The organism is Pseudoalteromonas galatheae (assembly GCF_005886105.2).
GTDB lineage: Bacteria > Pseudomonadota > Gammaproteobacteria > Enterobacterales > Alteromonadaceae > Pseudoalteromonas > Pseudoalteromonas galatheae.
In genome coordinates this window covers 1,320,654-1,335,894 of the sequence record NZ_PNCO02000001.1, presented here as the reverse complement: position 1 = coordinate 1,335,894, position 15,241 = coordinate 1,320,654, and the positions used below count along the sequence as shown (strand labels likewise).

At 43.6% G+C, this 15,241-nt stretch carries 11 protein-coding genes and 1 tRNA gene; 2 read left to right on the top strand and 10 right to left on the bottom strand.

The window, feature by feature from the left end:
- Window positions 1–25: 25 nt before the first annotated feature.
- From carB to dapB, 3 genes are all read right to left on the bottom strand, one after another.
- A complete protein-coding gene (carB, locus tag CWC29_RS05850) occupies window positions 26–3,244 on the bottom strand; it encodes a carbamoyl-phosphate synthase large subunit (protein WP_128728350.1) in 3,219 nt (1,072 codons plus the stop codon).
- Between the two features lie 16 nt (window positions 3,245–3,260).
- Window positions 3,261–4,397, bottom strand: a complete 1,137-nt coding sequence (gene carA / locus CWC29_RS05845) for a glutamine-hydrolyzing carbamoyl-phosphate synthase small subunit (protein ID WP_010377970.1) — start codon at window positions 4,395–4,397, stop codon at window positions 3,261–3,263.
- A 206-nt stretch (window positions 4,398–4,603) separates the two neighbouring features.
- Window positions 4,604–5,407 carry a 4-hydroxy-tetrahydrodipicolinate reductase gene (gene dapB, locus CWC29_RS05840; protein ID WP_138522303.1) on the bottom strand — a complete coding sequence of 268 codons (804 nt, stop codon included), beginning with the start codon at window positions 5,405–5,407 and terminating at the stop codon, window positions 4,604–4,606.
- A 434-nt stretch (window positions 5,408–5,841) separates the two neighbouring features.
- Between dapB and CWC29_RS05835 the strand changes: the two genes are divergently transcribed.
- The gene (locus tag CWC29_RS05835) at window positions 5,842–7,155 is read left to right on the top strand and encodes a Na+/H+ antiporter NhaC family protein (RefSeq protein WP_138524996.1); all 1,314 of its coding nucleotides are present in this window, start codon (window positions 5,842–5,844) and stop codon (window positions 7,153–7,155) included.
- Between the two features lie 76 nt (window positions 7,156–7,231).
- Window positions 7,232–8,011, top strand: a complete 780-nt coding sequence (locus tag CWC29_RS05830; RefSeq protein WP_138524998.1) for a nucleoside-binding protein — start codon at window positions 7,232–7,234, stop codon at window positions 8,009–8,011.
- A gap of 143 nt (window positions 8,012–8,154) precedes the next feature.
- Here the strand turns inward: CWC29_RS05830 and CWC29_RS05825 are convergent, their stop codons facing one another.
- From CWC29_RS05825 to ftsH, 7 genes are all read right to left on the bottom strand, one after another.
- A complete protein-coding gene (locus tag CWC29_RS05825; RefSeq protein WP_239966900.1) occupies window positions 8,155–9,183 on the bottom strand; it encodes a tetratricopeptide repeat protein in 1,029 nt (342 codons plus the stop codon).
- Window positions 9,184–9,649: 466 nt separating this feature from the next.
- Window positions 9,650–9,734, bottom strand: a tRNA-Leu gene (locus CWC29_RS05820).
- Window positions 9,735–9,757: 23 nt separating this feature from the next.
- Window positions 9,758–10,105, bottom strand: a complete 348-nt coding sequence (gene secG / locus CWC29_RS05815) for a preprotein translocase subunit SecG (protein ID WP_128728354.1) — start codon at window positions 10,103–10,105, stop codon at window positions 9,758–9,760.
- 4 nt (window positions 10,106–10,109) lie between these two features.
- Window positions 10,110–10,850 carry a triose-phosphate isomerase gene (tpiA, locus tag CWC29_RS05810; protein WP_128728355.1) on the bottom strand — a complete coding sequence of 247 codons (741 nt, stop codon included), beginning with the start codon at window positions 10,848–10,850 and terminating at the stop codon, window positions 10,110–10,112.
- Between the two features lie 79 nt (window positions 10,851–10,929).
- On the bottom strand, window positions 10,930–12,270 hold the full coding sequence (gene glmM / locus CWC29_RS05805) for a phosphoglucosamine mutase (protein ID WP_128728356.1): 1,341 nt from the start codon (window positions 12,268–12,270) through the stop codon (window positions 10,930–10,932).
- Window positions 12,267–13,112, bottom strand: a complete 846-nt coding sequence (gene folP, locus CWC29_RS05800) for a dihydropteroate synthase (RefSeq protein ID WP_138524870.1) — start codon at window positions 13,110–13,112, stop codon at window positions 12,267–12,269. The genes glmM and folP overlap by 4 nt, the downstream gene beginning before the upstream one ends.
- A 148-nt stretch (window positions 13,113–13,260) precedes the next feature.
- Window positions 13,261–15,213 carry an ATP-dependent zinc metalloprotease FtsH gene (ftsH, locus tag CWC29_RS05795; protein WP_095728538.1) on the bottom strand — a complete coding sequence of 651 codons (1,953 nt, stop codon included), beginning with the start codon at window positions 15,211–15,213 and terminating at the stop codon, window positions 13,261–13,263.
- Between the last annotated feature and the right edge of the window lie 28 nt (window positions 15,214–15,241).

Sequence of the window (15,241 nt, the reverse complement as noted above, 5' to 3'; positions counted from 1 at the left end):
AGCTAACGCTCTGGCCTTGTTCTTCTTAGTTCAAACGCTGGTGTAGTTCTTGAACAGAGTTTACAGAACTTCTGTCGTCAGCTTCATTCGCTGTACAGTTTGCAAACGCTGCATTTAGCGTAGTGGTGTAGTTAGTCTTATGCTGAAGTGCACCACGACGTAACACCTTCGAGTCCTCAATAGCTTGGCGACCTTCGGTCGTATTAACGATATAGCTATACTCACCATTCTTGATACGGTCAAGAATATGAGGACGGCCTTCGAATACTTTGTTTACGCGACGTACTTCAATACCCGCTTCTTCAAGCGCTTTCGCCGTACCATTCGTTGCATCTAGCTCAAATCCAATTGCTTTCATTGTCTTAGCTAGTTCAACTACGCGTGCCTTATCACCATTACGCACAGATAGTAGCGCGCGGCCGCCACGTGGTAAAGTGTTTGATGCACCTAATTGGGCTTTTGCGAATGCTTCGGCGAAGTTTTCACCAACACCCATCACTTCACCCGTCGAGCGCATCTCTGGACCACGCATTGGGTCAACACCTGGGAACTTAGCGAATGGCAATACCACTTCTTTTACACTGTAATATGGAGGAATCACTTCCTTCGTTACACCTTGGCTTTCAAGAGACTGACCAACCATACAACGTGCCGCAACCTTTGCAAGTGCAACGCCTGTTGCTTTTGAAACAAATGGTACTGTACGAGCAGCACGCGGGTTAACTTCAATCAAATAAACTTGACCATCTTTCACCGCAAACTGAGTATTCATCAGACCCACAACACCTAGCTCAAGCGCCATATCGCGAACCTGCTTACGCATCACGTCTTGAATATCTTGCGCCAGCGTGTGTGCTGGTAATGAACAAGCCGAGTCACCCGAGTGAACACCCGCTTGCTCGATGTGTTCCATGATACCGCCAATGATAACGTTCTCACCGTCACAAATAGCATCTACATCGACTTCGATCGCATCATCCAAGAAACGGTCAAGTAGCACTGGTGCTTCATTAGAAACAGACACCGCTTCTGTCATGTAGCGACGTAAGTCGTCTTCATCGTACACGATTTCCATTGCTCGACCACCAAGTACGTATGATGGACGAACAACCAGTGGGAAGCCAATTTCTTGTGATTTAGCAACCGCTTCTTCTAGTGACGTCACTGTTGCGTTTTCTGGTTGCAGTAGATCTAGACGCTCTACTAGCTGTTGGAAGCGTTCACGGTCTTCTGCGCGGTCAATGGCGTCAGGAGAAGTACCAATTACAGGAACACCATTCGCTTCAAGGTCTCTTGCCAGTTTCAGTGGCGTTTGGCCACCGTACTGAACGATCACGCCTTTTGGCTTTTCAACACGGACAATTTCCAGCACGTCTTCAAGTGTAATTGGCTCGAAGAATAGGCGATCAGACGTATCGTAGTCTGTTGAAACCGTCTCCGGGTTACAGTTAACCATGATAGTTTCATAGCCATCTTCACGCATTGCAAGGGCTGCGTGTACACAGCAGTAATCAAATTCGATGCCTTGACCGATACGGTTAGGACCGCCACCGATAACCATGATTTTGTCTTTGTCAGAAGGATTCGCTTCACATTCTTCATCATACGTTGAGTACATGTAAGCGGTGTCTGAGCTAAATTCTGCAGCACATGTGTCCACACGCTTGTAAACCGGTAGGATTTCAAGCTGGTGACGCTTCTTGCGAATTTCTTTTTCTGATACACCCGCGATTTCGGCAATGCGAGCATCTGAGAAACCTTTACGTTTCAAGCGACGCAGGAAGTCTTTGTTTAGACCTGCCATTCCCACTTCAGCGATTGTCGCTTCATCTTTTAAAATGTCTTCGATTTGAACTAGGTACCAAGGGTCAATCTTAGTTAATTCAAATACTTCTTCGACAGACATGCCATGACGCATCGCATCGGCAATATACCAAATACGCTCGGCACCTGGCTCGCGCAATTCGCGAATGATCGTTTCTTTTGCGTTTGGCGCATCTAATGCGACAATCGGGTTCAGACCCGTTGCACCCACTTCTAGACCTCGTAGTGCTTTTTGTAATGACTCTTGTTGGTTACGACCAATTGCCATTACCTCACCAACCGACTTCATTTGCGTAGTTAGACGGTCGTTTGAACCTGCGAATTTTTCGAAGTTAAAACGAGGGATCTTAGTCACTACGTAGTCGATTGACGGCTCAAATGATGCTGGAGTTGCACCACCTGTGATGTCGTTTTGAAGCTCATCTAGCGTGTAACCTACGGCAAGCTTGGCTGCGATTTTAGCGATCGGGAAGCCCGTAGCCTTTGACGCAAGTGCAGAAGAGCGTGATACGCGTGGGTTCATCTCGATGATAACCATACGGCCATCAACTGGGTTTACACCAAACTGAACGTTTGAACCACCCGTTTCAACACCAATTTCACGAAGTACCGCCATCGAGGCGTTACGCATGATTTGATATTCTTTATCAGTTAGCGTTTGTGCTGGCGCAACTGTGATTGAATCACCAGTGTGTACGCCCATTGGGTCGAAGTTTTCGATTGAACATACGATGATACAGTTGTCGTTTTTGTCACGAACCACTTCCATCTCATATTCTTTCCAGCCTAATAGGCTTTCATCGATAAGCAGCTCATTGGTTGGTGACAGATCAAGACCACGAGTACAGATCTCGTCAAACTCTTCCATGTTATACGCAACACCACCACCGGTACCACCCATCGTGAATGAAGGACGAATAATACATGGAAACCCGATACGAGTTAAGATATCGTGGGCTTCATCCATTGAGTGTGCAATTTCAGCGCGAGGACATTCTAGGCCGATATTTTTCATCGCCGCATCAAAACGCTCACGGTTTTCCGCTTTATCAATCGCATCTGCAGTCGCACCAATTAGCTCAACGCCATGTTTAGCAAGCACACCGTGCTTATCTAGGTCTAGCGCACAGTTAAGTGCTGTTTGGCCACCCATAGTAGGTAGCACCGCATCAGGCTTTTCTTTTTCGATGATCTTTTCTACCACTTCCCAGTGAATAGGCTCAATGTAAGTCGCATCCGCCATTTCAGGGTCAGTCATGATAGTCGCAGGGTTAGAGTTTACAAGAATAACTCTATAGCCTTCTTCTCTAAGCGCTTTACAGGCCTGAGCACCAGAGTAATCGAATTCACATGCTTGGCCGATAACGATTGGACCTGCGCCCAAAATCAGAATGCTTTTTATGTCGGTACGTTTTGGCATTATTACTCCGGTCTAATTAAGCGTTGCGAGATTGCATTAATTCAATGAAATGGTCGAATAGCGGTGCCGCATCATGTGGACCAGGACTTGCTTCAGGGTGACCTTGGAAGCTAAACGCTGGCTTATCAGTACGGTGAATACCTTGCAGTGTGCCATCGAACAGTGACTTGTGCGTTGCACGTAGCGTATCAGGAAGCGTTGCTTCGTCAGCAGCAAAACCGTGGTTTTGTGCTGTGATCATCACAACATCACGATCTAAGTCTTTAACCGGGTGGTTACCACCATGGTGACCAAACTTCATTTTTACTGTTTTCGCACCAGAAGCGAGTGCTAATAACTGATGGCCTAAACAAATACCAAAAATAGGTGTATCTGTCTCTAAAAATGCTTTGATTGCTTCAATGGCATAAGTACATGGCTCAGGGTCGCCAGGACCATTTGATAGGAAGATACCATCAGGGTTTAATGCAAGTACATCAGCAGCGGAGGTTTCTGCTGGAACAACGGTTAACTTACAGCCTCTATCAACTAACATTCTAAGAATGTTCTTTTTCACACCAAAATCGTACGCAACAACATGGAATTTTTCTTCTTCAGCAGAAAGCGTTTTAAAGCCCTCGCCTAGAGTCCAGCTTGATTCACGCCATTCAAACTGAGATTCTGTTGTTACTACTTTTGCTAAATCCATCCCTTTCAAGCCAGGGAATGCTTGCGCCGCTTCTAGCGCTTTTTGCTCGTCTACTTCGTCACCTGCGATAATACAGCCATTTTGGGCACCTTTATCACGTAAAATGCGAGTTAGTTTACGAGTATCAATATCTGCGATCCCTAAGATATTGCGTTCTTTCAAGTAATCACTCAATGATTGTTCGTTACGGAAATTACTCGCAAGCAGTGGTAAGTCACGGATCACTAGGCCTTTTGCCCAGATCTTGTCCGCTTCCTCATCTTCGCTGTTAGTACCGGTGTTGCCGATATGTGGGTAAGTAAGCGTAACGATTTGTTCCGCGTATGAAGGATCCGTTAAGATCTCTTGATACCCCGTCATTGACGTATTAAATACCACCTCACCGACTGACATACCGTCAGCACCGATAGCAGTACCGCGAAACACCGTGCCGTCTTCAAGGACTAACAGAGCGGATTTAGTCAAGTTAACCTCCTAATAGTAAAAAACGGGCGAAAGCAAAACGCTCAACATCCCGTCTACAAAGCGCTTGGTAACACGCAGTTATTAAAATTTTGGCAAATTCGTTATAGTCTACAGCATGAATGCCTTTTCGTCTAATACAAATCACAAAAATTATAAAAATAAGCCATTAAACTCTTTTTTTGTTTTAAAGCCTCAAAATGTTATACTTACTTCTTTAAATCCAGCACATCTTGCATATCGTAAAGACCTGCTGGTTTATCTTTTAGCCACTGCGCAGCCCTTACAGCACCTGATGCAAAGGTCAGTCTCGACGCAGCTTTATGTGTTAATTCAAGCCTTTCCCCCATTGTCGCGAAGTAAGCTGTATGTTCGCCTACTATATCACCCGCTCTGAGGACCGAATATCCGATTTCTTGTTGTGATTTCGCTTCATGATTTTGACTTCGATCGTAAACCGCAACATCATCATGTTGCCAGCCTTTAGCTTCTGCAATTGCCTCTCCGATAGCGAGCGCGGTTCCCGAGGGGGCGTCTATTTTGTTGCGATGATGCGCTTCAAAGATTTCAATATCCATGTCGTCAGCCAGCTTTTGAGCGGCTGTTTGTACAAGATTAAGCAGCAGATTAATGCCAACGCTATAGTTTCGAGAAAACACAATTGGGATATCTTTTGCGGCTTCCGCCAACTGCGCTATTTCACTTGCTGTCAGTCCAGTAGTACCAATCACCATTGGTTTTTTAGCGGCAATTGCAGCTGATAAATGCTGCTTCATACCCTCTGGCAAAGTAAAGTCTATTAATACATCAACATTTTCAAGCTTACTTTGCTCGGAACTAAAACAGATATTTGCGTCTGCTTGAGGCTGCAATTGATTAACTGCTTTATCAAGATATTGTGAACTATCTCGTACAAAAGCGTTGCCCAGCTCTACTTCTTGCGACAAATAGCAGGCTTCTATCAATGCTAACCCCATTCTGCCATTCGCACCGTAAATACCTATTCTTGTCATACGTTACCCTTTTTATTTGCGATATTGATTATCCGAAAGGCAGCAACGATGGCTAACCGGATAATGGAAATGTGTTTTTGCGGGAGTAGAGTTTACCGTATCTGTGTGTCATAGTCAGTTAAGTGGAAAATAATAAAACATTAGACTTTAGACGTCTAAACATATAAACTGCCGCGCTCGCTCACCTATTGAAGTTGAGAGATTTTCATCTTATACCAATTGCATTAAGTAAAAGGGCTATTTTGAAGCGGAGAAATAGCTTTAGTAGCTAGGCAAAAATTTTGCTATTTAGTTGTTCTAAATGAGAAATTTTTAACGACGCAAATATGCTAATTCACCCTTCAAATTGGTTGGAGAATTAATACAATTGGTATCAGGTGTGTTGTGCGGTTTTACAGCTAACTATTGGCTGTGCTTTATTGTTGGGGAGTGCTATGCAACCAAATTACAATCAAACAAAGGCAAAACTATCACTATTGCCGCTGTTGACCTTTGTAGGGATTTTTCTTGGCGCAGGATTGTATTTGCAATCGCAAGGCGTTGATTATGCGTTTTATCAATTAAAAGCTCCTGTCGCGATTTTACCAGCCATCGTTCTCGCTTTTTTACTTAATAAAGATACCATCAACCGCAGTGTCGAAACTTTTATTCAAGGCGCGGGACACAGCAATATCATCACCATGTGCCTCATCTATTTATTAGCAGGTGCTTTCTCTGCAGTTGCAAGTGCCACAGGCGGCGTTGACGCTGTAGTTAACGCTGGTTTATCACTTATTCCTCCGGCATTTTTATTACCCGGCTTGTTTCTTATATCTGCTGTCGTCTCTACTGCAATGGGAACCTCTATGGGTACAATTGGAGCAATTGGACCTATTGCTGTTGCAGTCGCGATGAAAACCGGAATTGATCCGGCACTTATGGCCGGCACTATAGTATCAGGTGCAATGTTTGGCGATAACCTATCTATTATTTCTGACACCACAATTGCAGCCACACGAACCCAAGGCTGTGAAATGAAAGATAAATTTAGAGAGAACCTTAAGATAGCCCTGCCAGCTGCATTTTTGACTGTTTTGTTGTTGGTATTTTTAACTCCAGAGCCGCAGGTTGTAGAAACCAAGCCGTTTGATTGGTTATTAGTTTTGCCATATGCCTTTATCTTGGTCTTGGCAGTGATTGGTATCAATGTTTTTGTTGTGCTCTTTAGTGGCATCGTATTTGCCGGCTGTATGGGCTTTGTAGGTGACTATCAAGGCGCTGCGTTCTTAAACGATATTTATAAAGGCTTTAGTGATATGCAAGAGATTTTCTTGCTCTCTATGTTCATTGGTGGTTTATCTGAATTTATTCGTATCAATGGTGGCCTAGACTTTTTAGCCAAACAGATCCAAAAAATCACCAGCATTATCGCAAAATGGCACCGCCAAGTTGCTGATCAACTCGGTATTGCAGCGCTAGTGTTAACTAGTAATCTATGTATTGCAAATAACACTGTAAGTATTATTGTCGCAGGTCCAGTTGCTAAAAAGCTAGCTGAAGACGGAAAAATTTCAGCTAAGCGTTCTGCAAGCTTACTGGATATTTTTGCGTGTGTTATGCAAGGCTCTTTACCCTATGGCGCACAGGCACTGTTACTTGGGGCTACTTTTAAAATCAGCCCTTGGGATGTATCTAGTTCATCTTATTACTGTTTTATTCTGGCGTTCACTGCCATTGGCGTTATTTGCTTGAGAAGTAATAAAGCATAATTTATTTATTTTAAGCGCCCAACTTTGGGCGCTTTTGTTATACTTTCATTTTTAATGTTATCCGAATTAATAATAAATGAAACTCAATACGCTCGTTACTTTATCCTCACTCGCTTTTAGCTCACTTAGCTATGCTGCTGATTGGAGCACAACACAGCTACACGTTAACCACGGCGACTTTAAAAACCCCTTTAGCAGAAATGAAGCAACCACAACCGTTTATTCGCTACAACATGCTTCAGGTTATCGCTATGGTGATAACTTCTTTTTTATCGATTACAGTAAAGATGATCTCTCTGATGGCTACCAAGATGGTGACTTTTATGGAGAGTGGTATTCAAGTTTCTCAATGTCAAAGGTTGCTGACTTTAAGTCTTCTTTTGATGCTATAGCTGACGTTAGCTTAACAATGGGCTTCAATGCAGCTGGAGACGCTAAGGTGATGAAATACTTACCTGGTGTCAAAGTGAACTGGAATTTTGAAGGATTCAACTTTTTCTCTTCTACTTTTACTCTCTATCAAGACGATAGCCAAGGGGTCAGCCATGGCGGTGCACCTAAGGAAAGTGATAGCTGGATGATAGATCTTGCATGGGGTTACCCTTTCACAATAGGCGAACAAAAGTTCTACCTCACAGGTCACGTAGAATATATTGGCGAGCGAGAGAACGAGTTTGGTAATGACGTAAAAGGCTGGTTGCTCGCGCAGCCAATTCTGCAATGGGATCTCGGCTACGCGATGGGCATGCCTAACAGCCAGTTGATGTTAGGTATTGAATGGCAGTATTGGCGCAACAAACTTGGTACAGACACTAACGAATCTGTTCCTCAAGTACACGTTGCGTGGACATTCTAGTCGTCAATTTTTTCATAGCCTTTGACTTGGCTCTGGGGTAGTTGAGTCATAGGCGCTGACTAGCCAGTATTGCTTAGCTACATTTCTCTACCACTCACAGTATAAAAACCGTACCGCTTTCTACTGAGGTAGTCGTGTTTTTGTTATGAGTTATTGCTCTCACACCAGGACAGCGCGACGCCTAACAGTGGAGCCTCTGTTGATACATTAGGTGATGTTTTTTGCTGCTCGGACAGCAAGGTATTATAAGATGCTATCAACTCTGGGAGCTGTAGTGTATAAACATATTTTTCCATGTTGCTGCCGTAGTCACTTTGGATCAACTTGGGTAAAGTCGACATGAGAAACTCCACTTGCTCTGCTTTTGGGTTTAAACCATTTCTACTTTTTTGAAAAATTAACTCCTGCCACATAAACACAATCGACAATTCTCTATCCTCTGCTGCACTTAGCTGAGCTTTTACTGTATTCCTATAGCGTCTATAGTTTTTCCATTGATTTGCGAGCAAATAAACGTTTAACAAATTTAACCCGGTATAACTCGCCTCATATGCTTGCCCTGATTTTTGGTGATAAAGAAAAGCTTGTCTATATAGTCTTGCAGCATGTTGGTATTTGCTCATATCAAAATAAACATTGGCTAAGTTATTGTTAAGTGCCGCTTCCAGTTGCTCATCTTTAACGTCAGACAATGTTGGTGTTAAAATATTGATTGCTTCTTTTAACTGTCCCATCGTTCGATATAAAACCGCGAGATTATTAACGATACGGGGCCTTTGATCATGAGTTGAGTACCTGAGTGCACATTCGTAGTTTATTTGAGCAAGAGCAGGTTGATTAATGCGGCGATAATAAATCGCAAGATTGTTTGCAATTAACCCTTTCTCTGACTGAAGATAGGTAAGCCAATCAGCACTTTCAGAAAATAGCTCCACAATTTCAGTTATTCTACGTACATTATTTGATTTTATTGATGCCTCTAAGCCTGCTCGATGTAGCTCATATAAACCTTTTGAGGGCTGCACTGGTAGTTTGGGTAATACTGCTTCATAGGCTCGAGTTGCTTGTGCTGGGTTAGAGATGTTTAAATCTTGAATAACCCGCAATGTCTTAAACAGCTCATCAGGTGCAAGTACTGTCAGGGAAGAAACAACAATTAAAACTGGAAGCACTTTCGCTCTCCGATTTCCTGATTTAAAGTAATCATAGTGGAGCTTCTTTTGGTTGGCAAAATGCCTAATAGCAATTTACTTAACGTTTAAGTGTTCTATTATTAGGCGAGAAAATTTTGTCGATAACACAGCTACCATATTCTGCTCGCACAAAAGTATCAACATGTCTATTGGCAGACCAAAAACTTTGCTACTTATACCAATTGAATTAATTCTCTAATCAATTTGAAGGGTGAAATAGCATATTAGCTTCGTTAAAAATTTCTCATTTAGAACAACTAAATAGCAAAATTTTTGCCTTGCCTATATGGATATAGGTACCTTAGCGGTAGCAGGACGCGAGAGCGGTGCTACTAAAGCTATTTCCCCGCTTCAAGATAGATCATTTACTTAATACAACTGGTATTAGTTTCTCTAAATAAAAGAGTCTAGACGAAAAAAACCAGCCTAAGCTGGTTTTTTTATTTGGTGCGAATGGGGGGACTTGAACCCCCACGGCCGAAGCCACCACCCCCTCAAGATGGCGTGTCTACCAATTCCACCACATTCGCAAATTCGGTGTATTTCCTAATAATTAGTTAGGCACGTCAGAAGCTGGATTTTCTTCTGTCGCTGGCACATCATTTGTTGCTGGAACTGTTGTTGCAGCAGCTGGTGCCTCTAGGTTTTCCCACTCGTTAGTCTTTTTAATCTGACCTGTAGTTAGATTACCTAGAACAATACTTAGCACAAAGAATACAGTTGCCAATATTGTTGTTGTCTTGGTCATAAAGTTGCCTGCGCCTGATGAGCCAAAAACTGTCGCTGACGCACCTGCACCAAACGAAGAGCCCATGTCTGCGCCTTTACCTTGTTGAATTAACACCATACCAATTAATGCTAATGCCACAATTAAGTAAACAACCATTAGAATTTCGTACATTTACTTATCCTTTTGCACTTCTGCATATAGCAGCGAAACTCTCAGGTTTTAGGCTTGCGCCACCGATAAGTCCACCGTCTATATCGTCTTGTGCGAATAACAATTCACTGTTCTGTTCATTAACACTGCCGCCGTAAAGGAGCTGCAGTGATTGTGCGATTTGCTTGTCATTATCTGAAAGCAAATCACGTATAAATTTGTGTACTGCTTGCGCTTGCTCTGGAGATGCTGTTTTACCAGTACCAATAGCCCAAACAGGTTCGTATGCTATCACAGAGTTTGCTAACGCTGCTACACCTAATTTGGTGATAACTGCGTTTATTTGCCTAGCAACTACTTGCTCTGTCTGCCCATTTTCTCTTTCTTCTTCGGTCTCACCAACACATAAAATTGGTGTTAAACCTTGTTCTTGAGCATGTGCAAATTTATTAGCAACATCTTCATCGCTTTCGCCATAAATAGCTCGACGCTCTGAATGACCAACTAAGGTATATGTTGCTCCTAGCGATTTTGCTAGGGACGCCTGAACTTCTCCAGTGTATGCGCCTTCTTTATATTCCGAAACAGTTTGTGTTCCGACAGTAAGCCCTTTACTTGCTGCTTGCTCAATGAGCATAGCAGGAGGAAAAATAATTACATCTGCTTTAAATGTTTGATTGCTTACTGCTTCTGATATTTGGTCAACAAGAGCTTTTGAGCCATTCATTTTCCAGTTACCAGCAACAATTTGCTTTCTAGTTGTCATACGATACTCCGCAGTAGAAAGCGGGTGAGATACTAACTCTACTCACCCGAAGTTACAAGAAATAAATTTAACTTTTGGTTTAATTGCTCACAGATTCAACAACTTCAGCGATTTTTTGGGCAAAATCGATAACTTGCTTCTGTTGCTGAGCTTCAACCATGACGCGAACCACTGGCTCTGTACCAGATTTACGCAATAGCACTCTGCCCTTTCCGGCAAGCTGAGTTTCAACTTCAGCGACAACCGCTTTAACAGCGTCTTGCTCGGTTGGATCATCTTTAGTGCTATAACGCACATTAATCATCTTCATTGGGTATTTGCTAAAACCGTCACCCAAATCTTTTAATGTTTTATTCTGCGCAACCATGGCGGCAAGCACTTGTAAGCTCGAGACAATGCCATCACCGGTGCTGATCAGATCCAGATTTAAAACGTGACCTGAGCTTTCGCCGCCGATTTTCCAGCCTTTCTCACCAAGAAGCTCCATCACATAGCGGTCACCGACCTTACTGCGCTCAAAAGCAATTCCGCGTGATTTAAGGGCGTTTTCGAGCCCCATGTTAGACATCACCGTACCTACAACACCGCCACCTAATGTGCCATCGGCATGAGCCTGGCATGCAATAATATAGACGATGTCATCACCATCAAATACATGACCGTCGTGATCGACCATCATGACTCGATCACCATCACCGTCATAAGCAATACCAACATCCGCTTGATGTTCAAGCACGGCTTTTTTCAACGCTTCGACATGCGTTGCACCGCATTTTTCGTTGATGTTAACACCATTCGGTTCACACGCAGTTGTGATCACGTCCGCACCAAGTTCACGCATGACACTTGGCGCAATGTGGTAAGTCGCGCCATTTGCGCAGTCCAGCACCACTTTCAAACCTTCAAGCGATAGCTCTTTAGGGAACTGGCCTTTACAAAATTCGATATAGCGACCATCCGCACTCTCTAGGCGCTTAGCTTTACCGAGCTTTTCAGACGCTACACACGTCATCGGCTCATCCAGCTTTGCTTCTATTGCAAGTTCCACCTCGTCAGGGAGCTTTTTACCATCGCCACCAAAAAACTTGATGCCATTGTCATGGTATGGATTATGAGATGCACTGATCACAATACCAGCCTCAGCTCTGAACGTTTGTGTCAAATAAGCAACAGCAGGTGTCGGCATCGGCCCTAATAAAATCACATTGATCCCAGCGGCAATTAATCCAGCCTCTAACGCGGTTTCAAGAAGGTAGCCAGAAATGCGGGTATCTTTGCCAATAATTACCTTTTTGGTACCACGCTCAGACAGCACTTTTCCAGCCGCCCAGCCTAGTTTCATTGCAAACTCAGGCGTAATTGGGAACTCGCCCACCATGCCCCTTACACCATCCGTACCGAAGTACTTTCTTGTTGTCATTGAGTAACTCCATTGACCGACGCTAGCCATACATTAAGCGCGTCGCTTGTTTCTTTTACGTCATGAACACGAATTATGTGCGCGCCTTTCTGCACACATATCAGTGCACCAGCTAGACTCGCAGCTACGCGCTCATGCGTTTCCCGAGTGAGTAGTTGTCCAAACATGGACTTTCTAGAGAGACCTGTCAGAATAGGCAAATTGAAAGCGTGAAACTTGTCCAGCCAGCCTAATATCTGAAAGTTATGCTCTAGAGATTTACCGAAGCCAAAGCCAGGATCTAAAATCAGCCGATTGATATCAATCCCAGCTTGCTTGCACGCACTGATCCTAGCTTCGAAAAACTGACTGATGTCTGAAAATAAGTCATCATAGTGAGGGTTATTTTGCATTGAGCGAGGTTGACCTTGCATATGCATTAAACAAATTGGTACATCACCGTATTGAGCTGCGACTTCGAGCGCACCTGGCTCTTGCAACGCTCGAACATCATTAATGATATCAGCGCCAGCCTCTATTGCTTGTTTCATCACCTCGGCTTTACTGGTATCTACCGAAATCACACAGTTAGAGTGTGTACGAATTGCTTGAATAACCGGTATTACGCGCTGTAATTCTTCTTCTAATTGTACGTCTGGCGCACCGGGACGAGTGGACTCTCCACCTATATCTAAGATGGTAGCGCCTTGTGAAAGCATTAAATTTGCTTGCTCTATCGCACTATCAAGGTGAGTAAAATGTCCACCGTCAGAAAATGAGTCGGGAGTAACATTTAAAATCCCCATTACCTGAGGCTTATCTAAACTAAGGGTGCGCCCTTTGGGTAAACGTAACTCGTACATTCTATACCTATTTTCTGTAGTTTAAGTTTGGTGATAACGAAAGGCTTATAGCAGTTGATTTAAATTCTCGCATTGAGTGCTAATAGAACTTATATCAACTGATACAAAAAAGCCCCGATTGCTCGGGGCTGTCGTATTCTACCTAATCTTACGATTTGTCATCAAGTTCTGAGTTTGATGATGTGTCGTTTGACTGCTCTTCTGCTGGTTTTTCAGCTTTAGGCTCAGGCTTTATCTCTGTTACTTTCGCAGATTCCGCTTTTTTCTCTGGCTTAATGTCATGTGCATCCCTTGGTGGACGAACATCACGGCGCTCCATTAAGTCATCAATCTGCAATGCATCAATCGTTTCATATTTCATCAACGCGTCTTTCATCGTGTGAAGAATATCCATATTATCTTTTAGGATTTGCTCCGCACGTTGGTAGTTGCGATCGATGAAATCTTTAATTTCAGCATCAATAAGCTTAGCAGTTTCATCCGACATACCTGACATGCGGTGAGAACCACCACCCATGTACATCTCGCCTTGCTCTTCTAAATACATCTGTGGACCAAGTTTCGGACTTAAGCCCCACTGCGTAACCATTTTCTTAGCAATATCGGTTGCGCGCTCAATATCGTTGCTCGCGCCTGTCGTTACTTTGTCATCGCCGTAAATCAGCGCTTCAGCGATACGACCACCGTATAAACTCGAAAGCATAGATTCTAGGTGTTGCTTAGAGTGACTTACACGGTCTTGCTCCGGTAAGTACATTGTTACACCTAATGCGCGACCACGTGGGATAATCGACACTTTATATACTGGGTCATGCTCAGGCACTAAACGACCAACAATCGCGTGACCAGCTTCGTGATAAGCCGTCATTTCCTTCTCTTGCTCGCTCATCACCATGGACTTACGCTCAGCACCCATCATGATTTTATCTTTCGCGGCGTCAAATTCCGCCATGCTTACCTTACGCTTGTTGCCACGAGCGGCAAAAAGTGCAGCTTCATTCACAAGGTTAGCTAAGTCAGCACCAGAAAAACCAGGTGTACCACGTGCAATCACAGACGCTTCAACATTATCGTCTAAAGGCACTTTACGCATGTGTACATTTAAGATTTGTTCACGGCCACGAATATCCGGAAGACCAACCACGACTTGGCGGTCAAAACGGCCTGGACGTAATAATGCAGGGTCTAGTACATCAGGACGGTTAGTAGCAGCAATAACGATAATACCTTCGTTACCCTCAAAGCCATCCATTTCTACAAGCATTTGGTTAAGCGTTTGCTCTCGCTCGTCGTGACCACCGCCCATACCAGCGCCACGTTTACGGCCTACAGCGTCGATTTCATCGATAAAGATAATACAAGGCGCTGCTTTTTTCGCCTGCTCAAACATATCACGAACACGAGATGCACCAACACCAACAAACATTTCTACGAAGTCAGAACCCGAAATGGTAAAGAATGGTACTTTTGCTTCACCAGCAACGGCTTTAGCAAGTAGGGTTTTACCCGTACCAGGAGGGCCAACCATTAACACGCCTTTCGGAATGCTACCGCCCAACTTTTGAAACTTTGACGGATCACGCAAGAAATCGACTAGCTCAGTAACATCTTCTTTCGCTTCATCACAACCAGCAACATCCGCAAATGTTGTCTTAACTTGGTCTTCGCTCATTAATCGAGCTTTACTTTTACCAAACGACATCGCGCCTTTGCCGCCACCGCCTTGCATTTGGCGCATGAAGAAAATCCATACCCCGATAAGCAGCAACATTGGGAACCAAGAAATAAAGATATTTGCCAAGAAAGACTGTTCTTCCGGTGCAACACCTTTGATATTTACGTCATTCTTAAGTAAATCATTAACTAGATCTAAATCAGTTAATGGGATCACTGTCTGGAAACGATCTCCACTAGAACGAACGCCACTAATCATGCCCGTTTGACGGTCAATACTGACTTCTCTTACAGAGCCATTGCGCACATCCTTTACAAATTGTGTGTAACTCGTTTGGCGATCATATTGTTCGCCACCGTTAAAGCTCTGGAACACAGTCATTAGCACTACTGCAATCACTAACCAGAGTATTAGATTTTTAGCCATATCGCTCAAGGAGTTAACCTCTTGTATC